At 60.2% G+C, this 18,101-nt stretch carries 18 protein-coding genes and 1 pseudogene; 5 read left to right on the top strand and 14 right to left on the bottom strand.

Annotation, left to right across the window (positions count from 1 at the left end; genetic code table 11):
- Window positions 1-108 precede the first annotated feature (108 nt).
- Window positions 109-318, bottom strand: a complete 210-nt coding sequence (locus ACR30Z_RS19225) for a hypothetical protein (protein WP_434374228.1) — start codon at window positions 316-318, stop codon at window positions 109-111.
- A gap of 130 nt (window positions 319-448) precedes the next feature.
- Here ACR30Z_RS19225 and ACR30Z_RS19220 point away from each other — a divergent pair, with 130 nt between their 5' ends.
- The 3 genes and pseudogenes from ACR30Z_RS19220 to ACR30Z_RS19210 form a co-directional block, all read left to right on the top strand.
- Complete coding sequence (locus ACR30Z_RS19220; RefSeq protein WP_434374226.1) at window positions 449-1,186, top strand: GAF and ANTAR domain-containing protein; 738 nt, start codon at window positions 449-451, stop codon at window positions 1,184-1,186.
- Between the two features lie 194 nt (window positions 1,187-1,380).
- Window positions 1,381-1,812: a LexA family protein gene (locus tag ACR30Z_RS19215; protein WP_434374224.1), complete on the top strand. Its 432-nt coding sequence runs from the start codon at window positions 1,381-1,383 to the stop codon at window positions 1,810-1,812.
- 59 nt (window positions 1,813-1,871) lie between these two features.
- A pseudogene (locus ACR30Z_RS19210) lies at window positions 1,872-2,180 on the top strand (DNA polymerase V subunit UmuC); the annotation flags it as partial.
- A 294-nt stretch (window positions 2,181-2,474) separates the two neighbouring features.
- Here ACR30Z_RS19210 and ACR30Z_RS19205 read toward each other — a convergent pair.
- From ACR30Z_RS19205 to ACR30Z_RS19190, 4 genes are read right to left on the bottom strand one after another with little or no spacing between them, the layout of a single operon-like run.
- Window positions 2,475-3,206: an amino acid ABC transporter ATP-binding protein gene (locus tag ACR30Z_RS19205; RefSeq protein WP_434374222.1), complete on the bottom strand. Its 732-nt coding sequence runs from the start codon at window positions 3,204-3,206 to the stop codon at window positions 2,475-2,477.
- A complete protein-coding gene (locus ACR30Z_RS19200) occupies window positions 3,206-4,723 on the bottom strand; it encodes an ABC transporter substrate-binding protein/permease (RefSeq protein WP_434374221.1) in 1,518 nt (505 codons plus the stop codon). Before ACR30Z_RS19200 ends, ACR30Z_RS19205 begins: the two co-directional genes overlap by 1 nt.
- A gap of 30 nt (window positions 4,724-4,753) precedes the next feature.
- On the bottom strand, window positions 4,754-5,710 hold the full coding sequence (hutG, locus tag ACR30Z_RS19195) for a formimidoylglutamase (RefSeq protein WP_434374219.1): 957 nt from the start codon (window positions 5,708-5,710) through the stop codon (window positions 4,754-4,756).
- An 8-nt stretch (window positions 5,711-5,718) separates the two neighbouring features.
- A complete protein-coding gene (locus ACR30Z_RS19190; protein ID WP_434374217.1) occupies window positions 5,719-6,462 on the bottom strand; it encodes an IclR family transcriptional regulator in 744 nt (247 codons plus the stop codon).
- A 1,539-nt stretch (window positions 6,463-8,001) separates the two neighbouring features.
- On the opposite strand from ACR30Z_RS19190, the gene ACR30Z_RS19185 reads away from it, so the two are divergent.
- Window positions 8,002-8,337, top strand: a complete 336-nt coding sequence (locus ACR30Z_RS19185; protein ID WP_434374215.1) for a hypothetical protein — start codon at window positions 8,002-8,004, stop codon at window positions 8,335-8,337.
- Window positions 8,338-8,746: 409 nt separating this feature from the next.
- Here the strand turns inward: ACR30Z_RS19185 and ACR30Z_RS19180 are convergent, their stop codons facing one another.
- Genes ACR30Z_RS19180 through ACR30Z_RS19150 form a run of 7 tightly spaced genes read right to left on the bottom strand, consistent with a single transcriptional unit; the run spans window position 8,747 to window position 14,544 of the window.
- Window positions 8,747-9,505, bottom strand: coding sequence for an HpcH/HpaI aldolase family protein (locus ACR30Z_RS19180; protein ID WP_434374213.1), 759 nt, complete (start codon window positions 9,503-9,505; stop codon window positions 8,747-8,749).
- Between the two features lie 40 nt (window positions 9,506-9,545).
- The gene (locus tag ACR30Z_RS19175) at window positions 9,546-10,361 is read right to left on the bottom strand and encodes an ABC transporter ATP-binding protein (protein WP_434374211.1); all 816 of its coding nucleotides are present in this window, start codon (window positions 10,359-10,361) and stop codon (window positions 9,546-9,548) included.
- A 20-nt stretch (window positions 10,362-10,381) separates the two neighbouring features.
- Entirely contained in the window at window positions 10,382-11,155 is a 774-nt protein-coding gene (locus tag ACR30Z_RS19170) for an ABC transporter permease (protein WP_434374209.1), read from the bottom strand.
- Window positions 11,152-11,940, bottom strand: coding sequence for an ABC transporter permease (locus ACR30Z_RS19165; protein WP_434374208.1), 789 nt, complete (start codon window positions 11,938-11,940; stop codon window positions 11,152-11,154). Before ACR30Z_RS19165 ends, ACR30Z_RS19170 begins: the two co-directional genes overlap by 4 nt.
- Before the next feature lie 21 nt (window positions 11,941-11,961).
- Window positions 11,962-13,017, bottom strand: coding sequence for an ABC transporter substrate-binding protein (locus tag ACR30Z_RS19160; RefSeq protein ID WP_434374206.1), 1,056 nt, complete (start codon window positions 13,015-13,017; stop codon window positions 11,962-11,964).
- A gap of 43 nt (window positions 13,018-13,060) precedes the next feature.
- Window positions 13,061-13,729, bottom strand: coding sequence for an RraA family protein (locus tag ACR30Z_RS19155; RefSeq protein WP_434374204.1), 669 nt, complete (start codon window positions 13,727-13,729; stop codon window positions 13,061-13,063).
- A complete protein-coding gene (locus ACR30Z_RS19150) occupies window positions 13,729-14,544 on the bottom strand; it encodes a carbon-nitrogen hydrolase family protein (protein WP_434374202.1) in 816 nt (271 codons plus the stop codon). The genes ACR30Z_RS19155 and ACR30Z_RS19150 overlap by 1 nt, the downstream gene beginning before the upstream one ends.
- A gap of 162 nt (window positions 14,545-14,706) precedes the next feature.
- On the opposite strand from ACR30Z_RS19150, the gene ACR30Z_RS19145 reads away from it, so the two are divergent.
- Complete coding sequence (locus tag ACR30Z_RS19145; RefSeq protein ID WP_434374200.1) at window positions 14,707-15,360, top strand: GntR family transcriptional regulator; 654 nt, start codon at window positions 14,707-14,709, stop codon at window positions 15,358-15,360.
- 791 nt (window positions 15,361-16,151) lie between these two features.
- Here ACR30Z_RS19145 and ACR30Z_RS19140 read toward each other — a convergent pair.
- Window positions 16,152-16,847 carry a hypothetical protein gene (locus ACR30Z_RS19140; RefSeq protein WP_434374198.1) on the bottom strand — a complete coding sequence of 232 codons (696 nt, stop codon included), beginning with the start codon at window positions 16,845-16,847 and terminating at the stop codon, window positions 16,152-16,154.
- Window positions 16,848-17,172: 325 nt separating this feature from the next.
- A complete protein-coding gene (locus tag ACR30Z_RS19135) occupies window positions 17,173-17,700 on the bottom strand; it encodes a hypothetical protein (RefSeq protein ID WP_434374196.1) in 528 nt (175 codons plus the stop codon).
- Window positions 17,701-18,101: the final 401 nt, after the last annotated feature.

The raw sequence follows: 18,101 nt of genomic DNA, 5'->3' as shown, positions 1-18,101 counted from the left end.
GATCTCAGATTCATATCGCCCCCTTCTATGACGCCTGCGATGCCCAACTGGAGGATCTCCTGCGTGGCAGCACGCATCAACAGGGCTAAGACCAGGCGGGAGCAGTCGTCAGCGGGCTCGGCTTGTGCCGGGATCTTCCATTGCCCACGTGAGGACCCGGAGATCGAATGGGGGCAGGCGCAGTGCCCCATAGAGGTAAGCCTCGAATTCGGACACCGACGCGTCTCCGCCTTCCGCCCAGTACCTAAGCCATAGGCGCTCAAGCGTGATTTCATGGTGGGCTATGAGCTGACGGGCTGTCTGCCGTGGGTCTTCCATGGCCGTATCCCCAGTATTGTTGACGGACGTAAGCGGCTCACTGATCAGTTTACTTACTACACCTTTTTTCCTCGACAACGTCGCGTAAAAAGCTAATGCGAAAGGCCCCGCGGGTTCCTAAAATCAATGTATGGAACCTCTAGTACAAGCCGAGCACATCCTTGGCCTGCACGAGCTGGTGACGAGCACAGCGGACATCAGCGGGATACTGCAGGGTGTGACGGTTTTCGCTTCGAACGCCGTGGGGCAAGCGGCCGGAACAGACATTAATTGTGCGCTGACGTTGCGCCGGCGCAAGCGAACCGAGACCATCGCCGGAAGCAGTGACAAAGCCGTGCTGCTGGACAAGGTAGAACAGGCCCTGGGGCAGGGGCCATGCCTGGAGGCACTGGAGGTGGGGCATCCGGTGCTTCTGGATGACGTTGCAACGGATACATCATGGCCAAGGTACAGCTCCGCGCTCCTCGCTCAGGGGTGCCGCAGCGCACTCGGCGTGCCCATGGATTTGGGAGAGACATCAGAGGCCGTGCTGAACTTTTTCGCCCCGGTCCCCGGACTATTCAGCCAGGACGTTGTTGAGGTCGCCGCTGGCTTCGCGGACGTTGCTGGCAGCACGCTGCGGCTGGCCATCCGAATCGAGGCTGTGGAACTACTGAACGCGGACCTCAAAGCCGCCATGGCATCCAGGACCACTATCGACCTTGCCTGCGGGGTGATCATGGCGCAGAACCGCTGCACCCCTGAAGAAGCCTTCAAGCTTCTGACAGAAGCGTCCAGCCACAGGAATGAAAAGGTCCGCACCATCGCCGAGGGCATCCTGGGCAGCTTCGGCGGCCGGCCCAGGACGCCCCTGCATTTCGAAGATTAGCTTCCCTGAATTCGAACTGGCCTTCGAACCACCGTCTGGACTGTTAGGTTCAAATAACACCTGTTGCGACGTTGGTTAGAAACCGCCCTGTCCCCATTGGCCGTGCAAGCCGTCCACGCCGCCCCCGGCGGCTATTTCGTCGAACCCCCTAGAGTACAGTTAATCCGAACATATATTCGAATAAAAGGTGTGTTGTGGGCGTGATAGTTGGCCCCCGTGTGATAGATGCGGGACTCTCTCTGGTGACGGCGTTGCTGGCCCCCGTTGCGGTGGCTGCCGGCTATCCCTCGCCCGCCCAGGACTACTTCGACGGTCGGATCGACCTCAACGAACACCTGGTCAAAGACGTCACCAGCACCTTCATCGTCCGGGTCACCGGGCAGTCCATGGAGCAGGCTGGCATCAGCGACGGCGACGAACTGGTGGTGAACCGGGCCCGGGAACCAAAGGACGGTTCCGTGGTCGTCGCGGTCCTTGACGGGGAGCTGACGATCAAGCGGCTGCGGATCACGGCCACGGGCGTGATCCTTCAAGCCGACAATCCGCGTTTCCCCGATATCGAGGTTCCGGCCTTGGCGGACCTGACGATCTGGGGTGTGGCCACGAGGTGCCTGCACCATGTGTAAGCGACGCTATTGCATCAGATGCACGATTCTCGGTGGCTCCGGTGTCTAAGACCGCGGTAATGCGCCGGATGCAGGAAATCGCGCACGTGGACGTGAATTGTTTTTACGCCTCGGCCGAGCGCGCGTTCAACCCTTCCCTAGAAGGGAAGCCGGTCATTGTGCTCTCCAACAACGACGGTTGCGCGGTCACCCGTTCTCCCGAAGCGAAGCGCCTGGGCATCGCCATGGGGGACCCGTGGTTCAAGCTCCGGCCCCGGGCCAAGGAATGGGGTCTGGTGGCGTTGTCGAGCAACTACGAGTTGTACGGGGACATTTCGGCCCGAGTGATGGAGCTGCTGGGCCGCTACTCGGCCTGGGTGGAGGTGTATTTTCTGTACCCACAAAGCTGTTGTTGGAGGGTTCGGGGACCTCTGCTTGGGACGGCTATACGGGCCCCCTCGTTCAACGTCGGATTCACCAAGCGGACGGATGCGACGGTGGGCCCACAGCCGACGACGACCATCATGATTCACTGACCTCGATCGGATGGGAAGCTTGAGGGCCAGGGCTCGATACGTGTCAGCATCATGGACAAGCCCAGGCCCTCGTCGCATAGACGACTGTTGTCGCCCATTCTTGGCCTGTCGCACCTCTTCGTTGTGGACGGTGTGCTGTTGATTGGGTTAGAGAACTTTGTCCAGAAAGGCCTGGATACGGGGGCTGGTATTGGCGTCGGAGAAGAATACGTCCGGTGGCAGGTCGGCTACGATTTTGCCGCCGTCGATGAACACCACCCGATCTGCGACTTTGCGTGCGAAGCCCATTTCGTGGGTGACGACAACCATCGTCATCCCATCGGAGGCGAGGCCGGCCATGACGTCCAGGACGTCGCTGACGACTTCCGGGTCCAGTGCGCTGGTGGGTTCGTCGAACAGCATGACTTTCGGATTCATGGCAACTGCGCGGGCAATGGCAACGCGTTGTTTTTGTCCGCCGGAGAGTCGGTTCGGGTAGATCTGTGCGCGGCTGGTCATGCCCACTTTTTCAAGCAGCTTCAAGGCGCGTGTTTCGGCTTCCTGCTTGCTGAGTTTCAGCACGTCCATTTGCGGGAGCATGACGTTCTTGAGGGCCGTCATGTTGGGAAAGAGATTGAATTGCTGGAATACCATGCCCATACGGGAGCGGAGCCGGTCCAGATCGACTTTTGGTGCGAGGAGGTCTTCGCCGTCGAAGACCACGTGCCCGGAGCTGGGTGTTTCCAGCAGGTTGAGGCAGCGCAGGAAGGTGGACTTGCCTCCGCCGCTGGGGCCGATGACTGCGACGACTTCTCCGGGTTCGATCGCGAAGTCGATGCCTTTGAGGACTTCGTGGTCGCCGTAGGACTTGGTGATTGCGGTGGTTTCCAGGAGTGCCATTAGATGTAAACCGCCATTTTCTTTTCGATGGTGTTTGCGGCCAGGCCGATGATGTTGGTGAGGATGTAGTAAACGAGGCCGATGAACAGGTAGACGGTCAGGGCGTCGAAGGTGCGGGAAATGATGGTTTGGCCTACGAGGAACAGCTCGCCGATGGTGACGAAGGAGACGAGCGCGGAGTTCTTGGTCAGGGACACGAACTCGTTGCCGAGGGGTGGGAGCATCCGAAGAAATGCTTGCGGGATGATGACGTAGCGGAGGGCCGAGGCAGGGCTCATGCCGCAGGAACGTGCTGCTTCCATTTGGCCTTTGTCTACGGATTGGATGGCGCCGCGGACAATTTCGGTGACGTAGGATCCGCTGTAGAGGCCCAGGGCCAGGATGCCGGCGACCATGGGTGTGAGTTGTACTCCTAATTGCGGCATGGCGAAGTAGATGAAGAACAGCTGGACGATGAACGGGGTGCCGCGGACGACGGATACGTACACGTTCCCGATCCACCGGATGGGCCGGAGGTTGGAGAGACGGGCGAAGCCGCCCAGCATGCCGAAGGCCAGGCTGAGACACAGAGACAGGGCGATGATCTGCAGGGTGATCAGTAGGCCCTGCATCAGTGGTCCCATGGAGTTGGTGATGGAGGCAATATTGAGGAGGCTGCGTTCTGTGGTCGGTCCGCTTGCCGTGGTGGATTCGTCCCCGAACCATTGCGTGGATGTCTTTTCGAACTCGCCCGAGGCCTGCATGTCCTTCAACGCGGTGTTGAAGGCCTCCCGGATGTCGGAATCGTTCTTTTGGAATGCGAATCCGTAATTTTCGTTCGTGAGGCGATCACCGACCTGTTTCAGGCCGCCGTGTTCGTGGATGAAGTAGCGTCCGCCGGGCTGTCCGGTCACGACTGCGTCGGCTTGTCCGAGCGTGACGGAGGAGAACATCTGGTCGTTGGTCTGGACTTGCACCAGTTCGGCCTGGGGCTGGTTCTGGCGGAGCCACTCGACTGATTTAGTGCCCACCTGCACGGCGATCTTCTTGCCTGCGAGGTCGGCCAGGGATTTCACGGAGTCGTTGGACTCTCCGACGAACACGGCCAGACCACCGGGGTAGTAGATGTCAGAGAAGTCCACGACCTTGGCGCGTTCGGCGCTGATGTAGATCGCCGAAGCACCGACGTCGATCTGGTTGGCTTGCAGGGCCGGAACGATGTTGCCGAACGGCATTTGAATGAACTCGACGTTCTTGATCCCGGCCTTGGCGGCAAGCTGCCGCACGACGTCGATGTCGAAGCCGATCTGGGTGCCGTTGGCGTCCGTGAATTCAAAGGGCGGGAAGGAGGCGTCGGTGCCCACCTTGAGTGTGGCTGTCCCGGAGCGGAGGTCGGCCATCTTGCCTGCGGACGGGACCGGCGGGGACGGAGGGGGAGCGGACTGGGCGTGCGCGGCCGTCGCGGACAAGCCGAGCAGGCCGGCCACGAGGGCAGCTGTCGTGGCAGCCCACCGGAAACGGGGGAGGAGGCTTTTCATGTGTGTACTCGTTTTCTGGGGAGGGACGGCTTATGACTGGGCATGCCGCAGCCTGGTCCGTTCGGTTGCGATGGTGTGGATCAGACGTGCTGCCACACGGGCGGTACGGGCGTCGATGTCGAACAGGGGGTTGAGTTCGACTACATCGACGGCAGCGAGTTTGGCGGTGCGCGCCAGCTGGCGACATACCTCCAACACGCAGGAAAGGGGCACCCCGCAGGAAGCCGGTGCGCTGACGCCGGGTGCGACGTAGGCAGGGAGGACATCGAGATCGATCGTGAGATACACGATGTCCACGGAGTCAGTGAAGTCTTGTACGAACTTTTGGACCTGCTGGAGCCTGGACTCGGAACACTCCTCGTCAAAGAGGTAGCTGACGCCCAGTTCACGGGCGGTCAGGAACAGCGCCTCGGTGTTGCCGGGCTGACTGATGCCGATCACGGCGTAGTTGAAATCGTGGCCCAATTCGGTCTCGGCCCGGGCGACCTGTCGGAACGGAGTCCCTGAAGAGGGCACGGGATCCGTGCGGAGGTCGAAGTGGGCGTCCAGATTGATGATGCCGATCCGCTGACCATCGGTTACCGTGCTGGCTCGGAGCCCGGTGTAGGTGCCAAAAGCGGTTTCGTGTCCACCTCCCAGGACGACAGGCAGGTGGCCTTCGTCCAGTGCTTCTCGGACAGCGGATCCCAATTGCTGTTGCCCTGCCTCAAGGTTTGCGTTTTCGACGTCGGTGTCGCCGAAGTCGTGGACCACGAGCCCCGCGGGGGCTGCCATGGAGGCCAGAGCCGAACGTATGCTGGCGGGGCCATCGACGGCCCCGATGCGGCCTTGGTTGCGGCGGACTCCTTCATCGCTACGAAAGCCCAGGATGGCGATTCCTGTGTTCCCGTCATGGACGGTGTTAACTACGTGGTGCCAGCGGCGGTGCTGATCACCGGGACCGTCGTGACGGCCGAACCACAAAGGCCTATGGGTTGTGTTGGACATCGTGAACCTTATCTACGGCCGAGCGCGTGCGCGGCGGCCCGGGTGCTTGCTATGAGTTGTTTTTCGCGGCGGATTGCCCGGTCCGCGGGGGCCATCGTGCTGACGACTCCCTGCAGTCGCCCGAGGTCACCAAAGACAGGAAAGCTGACACCCCACACACCAGCGTCAACAGCTCCGTGGCTGAGCCCAAAACCCCTGCCTTGGACGATCATCAGATCGTGGTGCAGATCCACTATTTCCTTTTCGCTGAGCTGGAAGCCATCGATGATCCTGCTCTGCTCCTCGCTGTCCAGATGGGCCAGCAGCGCCAGGGCGCTGGCACCCTTGAGCAGCGGAAGTGAGCGGCCAGGCGAATAACTGCAGCGGAGCATGTGCGGGCCTTCGACGGCGTCCACACAAAGTGCCTCCGAGCCTCGGACCACCAGATACGCCGCCAACTCCTGGGTTTCCTCGGAGAGTTCCTGGAGTTTTTGAGAGATAAGGCCCTTGACCATGGTTTCCTGACGGTAGTTCGCCGCGAGCCGCAATGTTTCAAGGCCGGCACTGTATTGCCCGCGGCGCTTGGTCTGCGTCACCAGACCTGACTGCACCAGCAAGGTCAGATGCCGGTAAACGGCGCTCGTTGGAAAGCCTGTGACTTTACTGATTTGGGCGGCGGTCAGGGTACGGTGCTGGGCGAACTCGAGCAGGATCTCCAGCAGGCGCCTTGATCCCCCTTCCTGTATCACGGAGTCGTGTGGTTCTGCACTCATGACACAAAATTTAGTGGCTGGAATCACAGACTCCACCATGATGTTCCCGATTTTTGGGAATCTGATTTTCACCGAGTGGGAACACTCGCCACCACGCGTGCGGCAGTCTGCTGATCGGCCTCAACGACGCCACCAAAATCCGAGGGCGAAGTGTCAAAAGCACTGCCACCGCCGCCGGTGGAATCCCCGTCCAAGAGCCGGGGGTCTTCGCCTAAAGCTGGAGGGTCTTCCGCGCCCACCGGGCCGGTAGCCGAAGTTCATTTCCCGCCGTTTGGAAACATAATTCCCATAGGGCGAGAGATTCTGGTCAGGGACCCCGATGCCAACCACTAAATTCTGTGTCATGAGCACTGACCACACGAGACAGTGGTCAACGACGAGAAGTTCACGGCACAGGCACTGATAGGAAGTGTCGGCCAGCGGCCACAGCGCCAACACCCCGGCCCAAAGCCGGACTCCGAAGGACGACGGATACGTCCAAATCACCAACGACCAGGAACACAGCGATGAAAAAGCTAACAGCCCCGCTGACCACTCAAGTGCACCCGTCCTGCCAGACGCATCCCACCCTGAAAAGGGAGACAGGCGATTGGCGAACCTGGACAGGGTGTACCGGCGGAGAGTTCTCCTTGGACTGCCCCTTCTGCTGGCATTCCGATCTCCTCACGTAGGTCGCCACACCCCAGACTGTTAGCTACAAACGGAGCAACGGGCTACGCCTACTCGGACCAGATGAAGGGAACTGATCCGCCAAACCCAGAGGAAGCAGCCAAGAACCTGCCTAAACCCCAACGGGAAATCCCGGTTTACCTCAGCGATGGCACCACACAAGTGGGCGTATTCATGGCACCGGGTTAGTGCCAAAGATTTTGCATGATTGGATAGCCATTCCAGAGCCTGCGCTATAGCATGGCGAAATCCTTTCATCGTTCGAGCGCTCGACGCCGCTAGGGTTCCGGCGCTCACGTCCATCTGATTCGTGCCATCAGCCGCGATGCGAGTTTGTCCCATACGCTCTCAATAGCGAAATGCGTGGGGAGCCGCCCAGCCAGCTGGCTGAGGAACCCAAGGGTCGCAACGTGCATGACCACGCCGCGTTAATTTACTTCGCGCTCACCCCGAGGCGGGCCTGCTGTGTAACTGAGTGCATCCCGCAGCGAGGACACGCACCCGAGCGCAGCAGGCATGGTCGGGAAAGCAACCAAAGTTAGGGAGTCCCGGCTAGTTGCCAAATTCATGACCTCCGCCAGTTCTTAGGCGATAGCCCATGGCGGGATGTGTCCGGACCGTACCGAATCGTCGCTCCAAGGTATGGCGGACTCTCGCCAAACGCTGTCTTTCCGTGCTCTGATGGGAGTGAAAGGCAGGCTCTTGTAGGGAGCGACCGTGAGCGGCAATCTTGAACCACTGTTTCCATCGGGTCTGGCGACGAGGACAACGCCTAGGATCCTCCTTGGCTTCACGGCTGCCTTGTGCTGGTGGATTGGGATAGCCGGGAGTATCGACAGCGCCGGTGGCGCTCTGTACCTGGCTATCCCCGTGCTCGCCACAACTGTAACGCTGCTGGCCATGCGTCGCGGTGGCCGCCCGCGGGCCAGACACGTGAAGAGCCTTCCGGCGAGAAAGCACCGCAGTGCCCCGGCTGGAACATACGCCGTGGTCGTCGTCCTTTGTGGATTCACGGCCCTGCTGTCTTGGTGGATAGGGATCGTCGCACTGTTCGTCAGTGGAGCCGGAGTCCAAGCCTTCCTGGCGTTCCTGGTCGTCCCCGTGGTAACCACTGCCGGTACGATCTTGGCCGCACGACGCGCGGGGTGGACGGGCGGGGACGTTGTCCGCACGGTTGGACTGCGTAATCCACGAAGCACACGTTAGCGTCAACCTGTGCGGGCTGCCGGACAGCAGGTCGTTCGTGGCGGTCGAAGGACCCTTGTCACGCTGCCTATCCCAACGAGCAGTTCACGGCAGGTCGCCGCCGCCAACCGGCGACCTCGGTCCTTCGTATGCATCAAAAGGGATCGGCGGAGTCTATGGTCTGTTCTGAAGTTGCCACCTCGTTGAAGAGATTTGTAGATGTGATTGGTACGTGGCGGGATTCTGTGATCGTTCCTTGTCGTACCAGCGGTAGCACGATCCCTCTGGGAGCATCAGAGAGTTTATCCCCTTCAGTCAGTTTTCCGCATTGCCACATGTGAAGGTGGCCCGGGCGCCTTCACCGGCTGTCCAGGGCGGCGACGCTACCCGTGGCCGCCCCGGGTTTGTGCTTGTGGCTACCTCTTGTTGTCTAAGTGGTGGCTTCCAGTCGTTGCCCGGCTTCGATGAGGTCGAAGCTTTCCTTGGCTTGGGTGAGGGCTCCGAGCATGGTGTAGTACTGCATGCCAAGGAGGATCATTGGTGACTGCTTTGAGAGTGCCCATTCCTGTTCGAAGGGCGTCCAGGCGGGGAAAATCCAAGGTTTGCCGGCTTCCTCGAAGGCCTCTATGCACTTTTCGAAGTCGTCGAGGTCAGCAGGCGTTCGTCGGTATGCGCCGCGTCCGCGGCTTGTCGAGAGATCGGTGGGTCCTATCTGGATCCCGTCCACGGTGGAAAGCGCTGCGATTTGCTCGATTTCATCGACAGCTGCACCTTCCTCGATAAGAGGGAAACAGCGGGTGGTGGCATCTTGTGCGGCAATCCACTCATCAGTGAGCGGGTTCCAGCCCGTCGTCCTGCCGCCGGCCAGGCTTCGTCTTCCCAGCGGAGGAAACTTTGCGAAGGACGTTATGGCTGCGGCGTGTTCGGCGTTTTCGATGTGGGGGATGATGACGCCGTCGCATCCGAAGTCGAGGGTTTGCTGGATTGGTTCGCGTGCAGGTCCGAGGACTTTGGCGTAGACGTCCATGCCCATGCCCTTGAGGACGGGGATGAACCTTTCAAGTACGGCTAGGTCGAACATGCCGTGTTCGACGTCGAGGACTACGAAGTCAAATCCGAGCTTTGCCACGATTTCGGCGGTGGGGATGCTGGCGTCTGTGAACCAGAAACCTGTGGAAGGGGAGGGCATGGTGTTGCCTTTCGTTAGAAGGGGGAGGAACTTTGCCAGGTCAGGCGGGGACGGGTCCGCGACTTTGGGCTGCCCGGATTTGGCCGAGGATGTGGGAACGCAGTTCGGCGAAGCGGTGTTCTTCCCGCGTGGTGATCTGGTCGCGTGTGTCTCCGAGGCCGACTTCCACTATTTCCTGGACGGTGGCGGGATTTTTGGAGAGCACTACGATCCGGTCGGAGAGGTAGACGGCTTCGTCGATGTCGTGGGTGACGAGCACGACTGTCATGCTGCGTTCTTGCTGAAGGTTTCTGGTGAGGTCTTCGAGTTCGAGCCGGGTTTGGGCGTCTATGGAAGCGAAGGGTTCGTCCATGACCAGCACCTCGGGTTCGGTGATGAGGGCGCGGGCTATGGCGACGCGCTGCTGCATGCCTCCGGAGAGTTGCCACGGGTATTTTCGGGCTGTGCCGGGCAGTCCGACGCTGTGTAGCAGTGGCTCAACTCGGGTAGTGGCTTCCTTTTTAGGGATTCCTCGTGCTTGAAGGGGCAGGATGATGTTGGCCTCCACTGTCATCCAGGGGAGGAGGGATCGGGTGTATTCCTGGAAGACGATGGAGATTTGTTCGCTGGGTCCGTTGAGCACTTTGTCATCAAGGGCGACGGTGCCCGAGGTAGGGGGCATGAGGCTGGTCAGGCACCTGAGCAGAGTTGTCTTGCCTGCTCCGGAGGGACCCACGAGGCAGACGAATTCTCCTTCGTGTACATCGAGATTGATGTCTACAAGGACCCGGTTCGCTTGGGCGCCGGTTCCGTAGGTTTTGGACAGGCCGCGCACGGCAAGTCGGACGGGACGGTCGGGTTTTTGGGTGAGGTTCATCTTTCCGGTTTCTTTCGTTCTTATGAGGCCGCGTACGCGGCTGCTCGACCTGTGTGCCAGGCGAGGGCTCGGTTGCGTACCAGGCTGAAGGCAAGGTTGATGAGGAATCCAAGCAGCGCCAGTAGGAGGATTCCGGCCCAGACGCTAGGGGCGTTGAATGTGGATTGGGCTTGCATGGTGAGGTAGCCGACGCCGTGGGTGGCTGCCACCATCTCACTGGAAACCATGAGGATGAGGGCCACCTGCAGAGCGGTTTGGGCTCCGCCGAAGATTGCCGGTGAGGCGGCAGGAAGGATGATGCTGCGTAGGGTTTTCACGCGGTTGAGTTTGATTGATTTGCTCATGTCGATCAGGGCCGGGTCGACTTGGCGCATTCCATCGATGGTCGTGAGGATGACGGGGAAGGCCGCTCCCAGAGCGATGACGAAAACTTTGGAAGTGTCACCGATGCCTAGGACGAGGACCAGCGGTGGGATGAGCATGATGGGCGGTACGGAACGGCCGAAATGGATGAGTGGCTGCGCCATGTCGTTGAGCCAGCGGACCTGCCCAACGATGATGCCAACGATAAGCCCTACGGCGAGGGCGATGGTATAGCCGAGCAGGAAGTTGCCGAGACTCGGGAGAACATCGGTGGGAACGCGTTTGAAGAGCCACAGGTCCGAGAATCTCCTGAGCATGACCGGGATCGGGGGGAAGAAGGGATTGGGCCTGGCAGCAGTGGCGGCGGCATAGCCGACGATCGCCAGGATCGGAACGGCGAGGCCCAGGCTGACCTTGGTCCAGGTTTTCATGGTGTTACTTCCTCGCGGGGTCCGTGGTTGCGGGTCAGGCGGCGTTCGCCGGTGGTGAGAAGGGCGTTGGTTGCCAAGCCAAGCAAGCCGCTCCAAATGATGATCGCGAACACCATGGTGCCGTCACCGGATTGTTGGGCGGTCAGGATGGAACGGCCCAATCCCGGTGCCCCGGCCAGCAATCCCACGCCTATCGCGAGCATGAGCGCTGAGCTGGCGGCGATTCGGATGCCCGTCGCTATGTTGGGCAATGCGCTGGGCAGGATCACCGATGTCTGGCGCATGTGCCACGGGAGCCGCATGGCGCGAACTGTTTCCAGCGCAACGGGATCTACTCCACGGACCCCTACCAGCGTTTGAACCAGAATGGGCCAGACCGCGGTGAAGGCAGCGAGTATGACGCCCAGGGTGGTTGTGGGGCCAACGACGAGCAGAACCAGTGGCAGCAGCACTACCGGAGGCACCGGTCGGAGAAACTGAATACTGGGATCCAGAGCCGCAAAAGCTGCGTTCGAAAGCCCCATCAGTATTCCGAGGCTGATACCAGCGATGGCCGCGACGAGAAGTCCGGTGAGCATCATGGCGAACGTTTGTCCGATGGTTCCCCAGAAAGCGGGATCCACGGCGAGGGCTGCGGTGGATTGCAGCGTTTCTGAGGCTGTTGGGAGGCCGGCGGTTCCTGAGAGCGGTCCAGTGGTGGTGGACCACTCCCAGACGGCCAGCCATAGCCCGATTCCTAGCGCTCCAAGCAGCAATTGTCGGAGAGCGGTGCGGGAGGACGGCATTAGTGAGTCTCCTGTCCGGGTCTATTTGGCAAGAGCCCGAGGAAGTACAACCGTTTCCAGGTCGACGTCAGTGGTGATGAAATCAGCATCGCGCATGATGCCCACGAACCTCTTCATCCCTTCCAGATCGGCGGTTGCGTAGAAGTACGGGACCTTGGCTTTGGCCAGGGTAGCGGGATCCACCTTTTGGGCCTCGGCGGTAGCGCTACGGACAGCGTCCGGATTGGCGTTGGCAAACTCGTTTGACGCCTGAACGGCACAGGTGAACCGCGCGACGATCTCAGGTTCGGACTTGATGTAATCGTTCGAAGCGATGATGGCCGACGTCGGTCCGTCATGGAACGTCTCGACCCCCGGCCACGAAATGATCTTTCCTCCCGCGTCAGTTGCCTGCTTCAGGAAAGGATCGACGCTGAAGATGGCGTCAACCTGGCCGGCCTTGAAGGCGTTGAGCGAATCAGGGAAGGACATGACGGTGTACTTGACCGAGTCCGGGTCAACGCCGGCTTCTTTGACGACATAACGAGTGGTGAGTTCTGACTGGCCGCGCGCGTCGGCTACGGCCACGGTCTTACCCGCCAGGTCGGCTACTGCGTTGATGTTCTTTCCGGGAGCGGCGACCAGCGCGGTGACCTCTGTGGTGTAACCATCGACGCCCTTCTTCATGTTGTCGTAGTAGTTCGGGGCTATGCCTGCGAATGGGGCCACGACGGAAATGGGAACTCCGCTGTCAATAGCCTGGAACAATGACACGGAAGTTGCGAAGCCAAAATTGGTTGTCCCGCCTTGGACAGAGGAGATGGCTGCCGCAACGTTAGCGACCGGCTGGATTTCGATGTCCAGCCCTTGTTTCTGAAAGAGTCCTTCTTTCAGCCCTGCGTAGACGGCCCCGTTGCTGACGATAGCGTTGGCGGCGAAAGTCACATGGATGGGCTGGGCCGGAGCCGTGGGCTTCGCGCAGTCATAGCTAACGGACGCGGCCGGCTGGCTGGTTTCCTGTGGGCCGCAGCCGGTGAGGGCAACGATGCCCGAAAGGCCGACTACGAGCCCTACACCTAGATTGCGTGGGTGGTTCATGGTGTCTCCTAAAAATGGGGTGAACGGTGAGAGGGGCGGAGGTTCAGGCCAGAGCCAAGGCTTTCGCTTCAACGAGGTCGGCTGCCCCGGAGAGCTCTGATAGGGCCTTGCCGGCGGCGACCGCTTGCTTGATGCCCGGTTCTATCTCTTGGGCCTTTTCTGCACGGTCGGCAATCGCCAGGAAATCGGCGTGGTCCAGGAATGTGACGCCGTCTTGGTCCGCGATGACCAGCATGCCCGGCTGGACCGCGGCTCCTGCAATGGTTACGGGGACGTTCATGGCACCTTCGATGCCAAGCACGCGGGTCGTCCGAGGGCTAACGCCGCGGGCAAAGACGGGGATCCCAAACTCGATGAGATCCGGAAGATCCGTCGCCATGCCATCGATCACAATGGCTGCCGCTCCCCGGTACCGTGCGGCGAAGGCAACCATCGCCCCGACACTTGCGCGGTCTTGGCGGCCACCGGCATCAATGACCAGGACATGACCGGGCTTCACCCGGTCCACAGCGTAGTGGAGAATGGTCGAATCCAGATCCGGCAGTCGGACTGTGAAGGCCGTTCCGACTGCAGTGTTCGCATTCGTCAGGGCACTCAATCCATGGGCAAAACCATGGTCACGCATATGACCGATGGTTGATGATGCGATAAGGCTCGCGCGTTCGATGAGCGTTGCTGGCAGGACTTCAGGAACGGCGCCTAGCGTGAACATCAGCGCACCTCCTCAGCTGGCTGAAGACGACGCACTTCGAAGCGACGATCCGTCAGTGAGGGATTTACCCGGCGGACTCCCGCAATGCGTTCCTTATCTACTTCAAACGTGCGGACCTCCGGACGTTCACCCAGTTCACCGACGATAATGCCCATGGGATCGACCAGGACGCTGCCTCCTGTGGAAACCGGGGGCGCCTGACAAGCGGTGAGGAAATAGACGGTGTTCTCGATGGCTCGGGCTCGACTCAGGACACGCAAGTGATCCTCCTTCCGTGGGCCGGGAACCCAGGATGCGGCGAGCACGATCAAGTCCGCGCCGGCAGCCGCGAGCTCACGGCTGCTCTCCGGAAAGCGGATGTCGTAGCAGGTGCTCAAGCCTACGACTGTTCCGGCTACCTCGAACAGGACCGGCCCAATAGCGTCGGATGCGCGGATCAGGTCAGACTCCCTGGCCGAGAACGCATCATAAAGATGAACCTTGCGGTAGTGCGCCAGATAGGCACCGTCCGAACCTGCTGCGTACAGGGTGTTGTATGCCCGGTCCTCGCCCTCGGCCGTTTCGAGCATCCCTGCCACAATGACCACACCGTGCCGGGCGGCCAGCTTCCGCAGGGCCCCTGTAAAGGGTCCATCCAGCGGCTGGGCTACCTCGACGAAACGGTGGTCAGGCTGGGGAAGGTCGTACATGGCAAATTCGGGGAACACCACCAGGTCCGCTCCGTCGGCCGCTGCGGCGGCGGTCATTTCTTCGATCGTTGCAAGGTTCGACTCGATGTCATCGGTTGAATGCAACTGGGCGATGCTGACTTTCATGACAACCTCTCAATTTAGATACTCCATGTATACATGGTGTGTAACGTGACGTATTCAACATGTATCTGTACGATATTCACTGATAGCTAGATCACAAGTCAATGGTTGCCTGTGTATTTATAGCGGGCCGACACCAGAGGCCCAACGTTAGAGGGAGTGCGCATGGCGAAGACTGCAGTCGACAGGGCCTACGAGTGGCTGCGGACGGAAATAATGAGCGGGTCCCTGCCAGCGGGGACGTTCATTGAAGAGACGACCGTCTGCGAGGCCACGGGCCTGTCGCGAACACCGGTACGGGAAGCATTTCACCGTCTCGCTGGCGAACGGTACGTCAACCTAGTGCCCCGTCGAGGGGCGCAAGTCCATGGCCTCAGTGCGACGGAACTCTACGAGGTATTCGATGCGCGGTTGGCCATCGAATCCCACTCCCTCAGGGAACTCTGCGAACGCAAGGTCGGCGTTCCAATAGATATGCAACGCGCGCTGGATGAGATGCTGTCCTTCCGTGAGCTGAAAGTACGAGAAGACTTCGTCGAGTACGGCCATTTGGACATCGCGTTCCATCGGGCCGGCGTTGAGGCGATCGGTAATACCCTCCTCCTGCAGGTTTACGATTCCCTGCGTCCACTTCACGAAAGAAGTGCTCTCGCCCAAGCAAGAATCTCGGGTCCGCCAATCCGTAATGTCACTACCCTCCAACACCAGGCGATCATGAAATCCCTGGCAACGCACGATGCCGTAGGCGCTGTGAGGGCCCTTAGCGAGCACCTTCGACCGATTCCCGGGGTGCCCGAACTGTTGGAGGCCTCGGCTTAGGCGATTGCCGCCAGTCGCCGTTCGAAACCATGAATCGGCCAGTCATGGCACACGGCTGACTCGAGAAGCAACCACGTTCAAGTTAGCCGGCCTGTCCAAGAGACCGAGCCCAGACTCTCGCGTCTTTATTTGATGGGGCTTTCCCCACGAACGCTGTGCAGTATGTCAGGTCCCTGATTGGAGAATGCTCGATCGCGGACCCGCCTTGGAGTTTGCCAGTCCAAAAGCGAACTGTGAACGACGCGTCTTTGACGGCTCTGGCCCTCCATGACGGAGGCCGTCGCTGAGCACCTACAGATAATCCAGCACGACACACGCTAGGTGGACGGGGAAGGACTTAATCCGCACGCTTGGACTGCGTAATCCGGGAACCATGCGATAGCGTCCACTAGCGGCCCTCGTTGCCTGGCTCCATCGAAAATTGGTCGCGTAAAAATTCTCTTGCCTAGGCTGCTGACGGGCCAGATTCCCGTCCAAGGCCGTTCCAAACGCTACCCACGAGTTCCCAAGGAGTTTCGGTCAGCGGCAGGATTGGCTCTCGTTGGCCGGGTTCTTGTCGTGTGGCCGCTCCGCTGATCACGATTCGAAGCTGGTGATCGCGACTCGTCGCGGGCCGGCACCAAGTGTGTCTGTTTAACAAGAATCCCGGATGCTTTTCTCATGCCAATGCGGAGCCTTTGCGAACGTTCATCTAAGGCCAGCCATCCTCCTAGCACGCGGATGGGTCCGCACGGCAGCCGTCAGGAGTGAACTTTAACAGTCCCGCTGGGAACCCTGTTCCGAAGCTGCAGCTACAGGAGGGCCCCCTCATTGATTCGGAGCCGTGCGGAACGGCGGGGGATGCCTTGTGCCCAGAAAGCGATCATCAGTCCTAAGGCAGCGGCTCCGCCGGCGTGGGTGAGCGGTGAAGACCAGGACCCTTCTGGGGTGGGCAGCAATAGGGCCAGCATGACGGCGGCTACCGATAGGAGGACTTCCGCGCCCGTCTGCAGAAAGTGCGCACGGAGGTCAGGGTGGGCGAGGCGAATCGGAACCAGTGGAAGCAGGAATATCGCGCCGAGGCTGAAAACGAAGAAGATGACCATGAACCCGTTGAGCATGAAGATTGCCAGGCCTAGAACGAGCAGCGCCAGAAACTTCAAGACTCGAACTACTGGGAGCTTATTCTCCGGGGTCCATCTGCTGAGAAGGAGTCCCCACGCCGGGAGTCCGAGGAGCCAGCCTCCGCACCAGAAGCCGAGGGTTAGGGACGCTAGCAACAAGAGCAGCACACCGGGCAGTAGGAACGCTAGGGCCTGACGCTGTGACGGCATGCGCCCTATCGGGCCGAAGATGCAGACACCAATCAGGAGGTAGGAAGCAACGTAGCCAGGGAGCAGCTGGATCGAGGGCATCTGGCTTAGGCCAGTGATAAGGAGGGTCATGGCGATGACCATGACGGACACCGCGGCGAACGTCCAAGGCCGACGGCGATCACTAGGATTCACTACTCAACCCTACTCATAGAGCACATCTACCTACTCGAAGTGGAACCTGCACGAACCTTCAAGGGGGGTGCAAGTACGAGCCGATTGCGCAGGGGGTGCGCCAGCCTGCTCAGCTCCCAGGTTCCCCGGAAGTTGAGTTTCGTGGCCGAGGGATGAGTATTCCGACCAATCCGGCGGCTAAGGAGGGCGGGTAGAACCATCGGTTGGATCGCCAGACAACGGGTCCATGCAAGGAAGCGCCAATACCCTCACCGCATCAGGGAACTCAACGCACGTCTGCCCGAATGGAACTGCCCACCCTAGACCCGAACGACACCGGGCAGGGTTACTTGTCGGCCCAGCGCTCATGGGCGGCTTGGCGGCTGATCCCAGCGGCCCGGCCAATATCCGCCCAGGAAGCGCCGGCCGCCTTCGCGGCCGCGACAGTCTTATCCAAGCGGTGTCCGGCCTGTCGGTGTTCCTTCGCCGCTGCCTCCATGCCCAAGATCGCTTCAGACGGTGCAATGTGGACAAGCCATTCCTCTCGGACGGCTTCCTCCACCTCGCCCGAAACGTCCGCAAACTCGCCGCTCGGAACGTACTCCTTACGGGTAGCAAGGTCAGCGTCGGCAGCCGTAAGAACTCTTTGCCACAGCTCTCCTTGCCACCCGCACGTGCAGGCACCACGCCAGCTCATGATCAGATCATTCGGGACGATCTCCTCATCGGGGTAAAACTCCCCTGCCGGCGGGTAGTTTCCGGTGATCCCGTGGACAAACAGTCCTGCTCCGGTCGAACCCGACGAGAGACGCCCGTCTGGGGCGATCGCAGCAACATAGCCCTCGTGGTTGTAGTCGTTGGATGTCCATCCCATGCGCGTAAACCTTCCTGTCAGGGTTTCCTGACAGGAAGTCTGTCAGAGACCGCTGACAATGAATAGGTTTGCGGGCGTGGGCCGGACGGTCCGTCGACAATGCCGGGGACGCAGGAGACGGATTGCCATTTTGTGAAGTTTCCGATGTGGGGTAGGAACGGGAGTGCGCCTAGAAGCATCATGTCTAGGTGGTCTGCCACATTTTCATGTCCGGAAAAATCATCAGACCGCACCGGCCAAAAATCCAAGTTCTACAGGGGGCCTTGCCGCCGTCGTCACACAGAGTACGCACTGCACATCCGAAGTTATCCACAGGCGCGGGCCTGTGGATACAACTTTGATGTGTGACCCCAGCCGGTAGACTTTTCCTAGGGCAAAAGCCTCACAGGTTCCTAAAAAGA

Origin of the sequence: Paenarthrobacter sp. FR1 (assembly GCF_051106045.1) — a bacterium.
Lineage (GTDB): Bacteria > Actinomycetota > Actinomycetes > Actinomycetales > Micrococcaceae > Arthrobacter > Arthrobacter nitroguajacolicus_A.
This window is presented reverse-complemented; position numbering and strand designations above follow the sequence as displayed.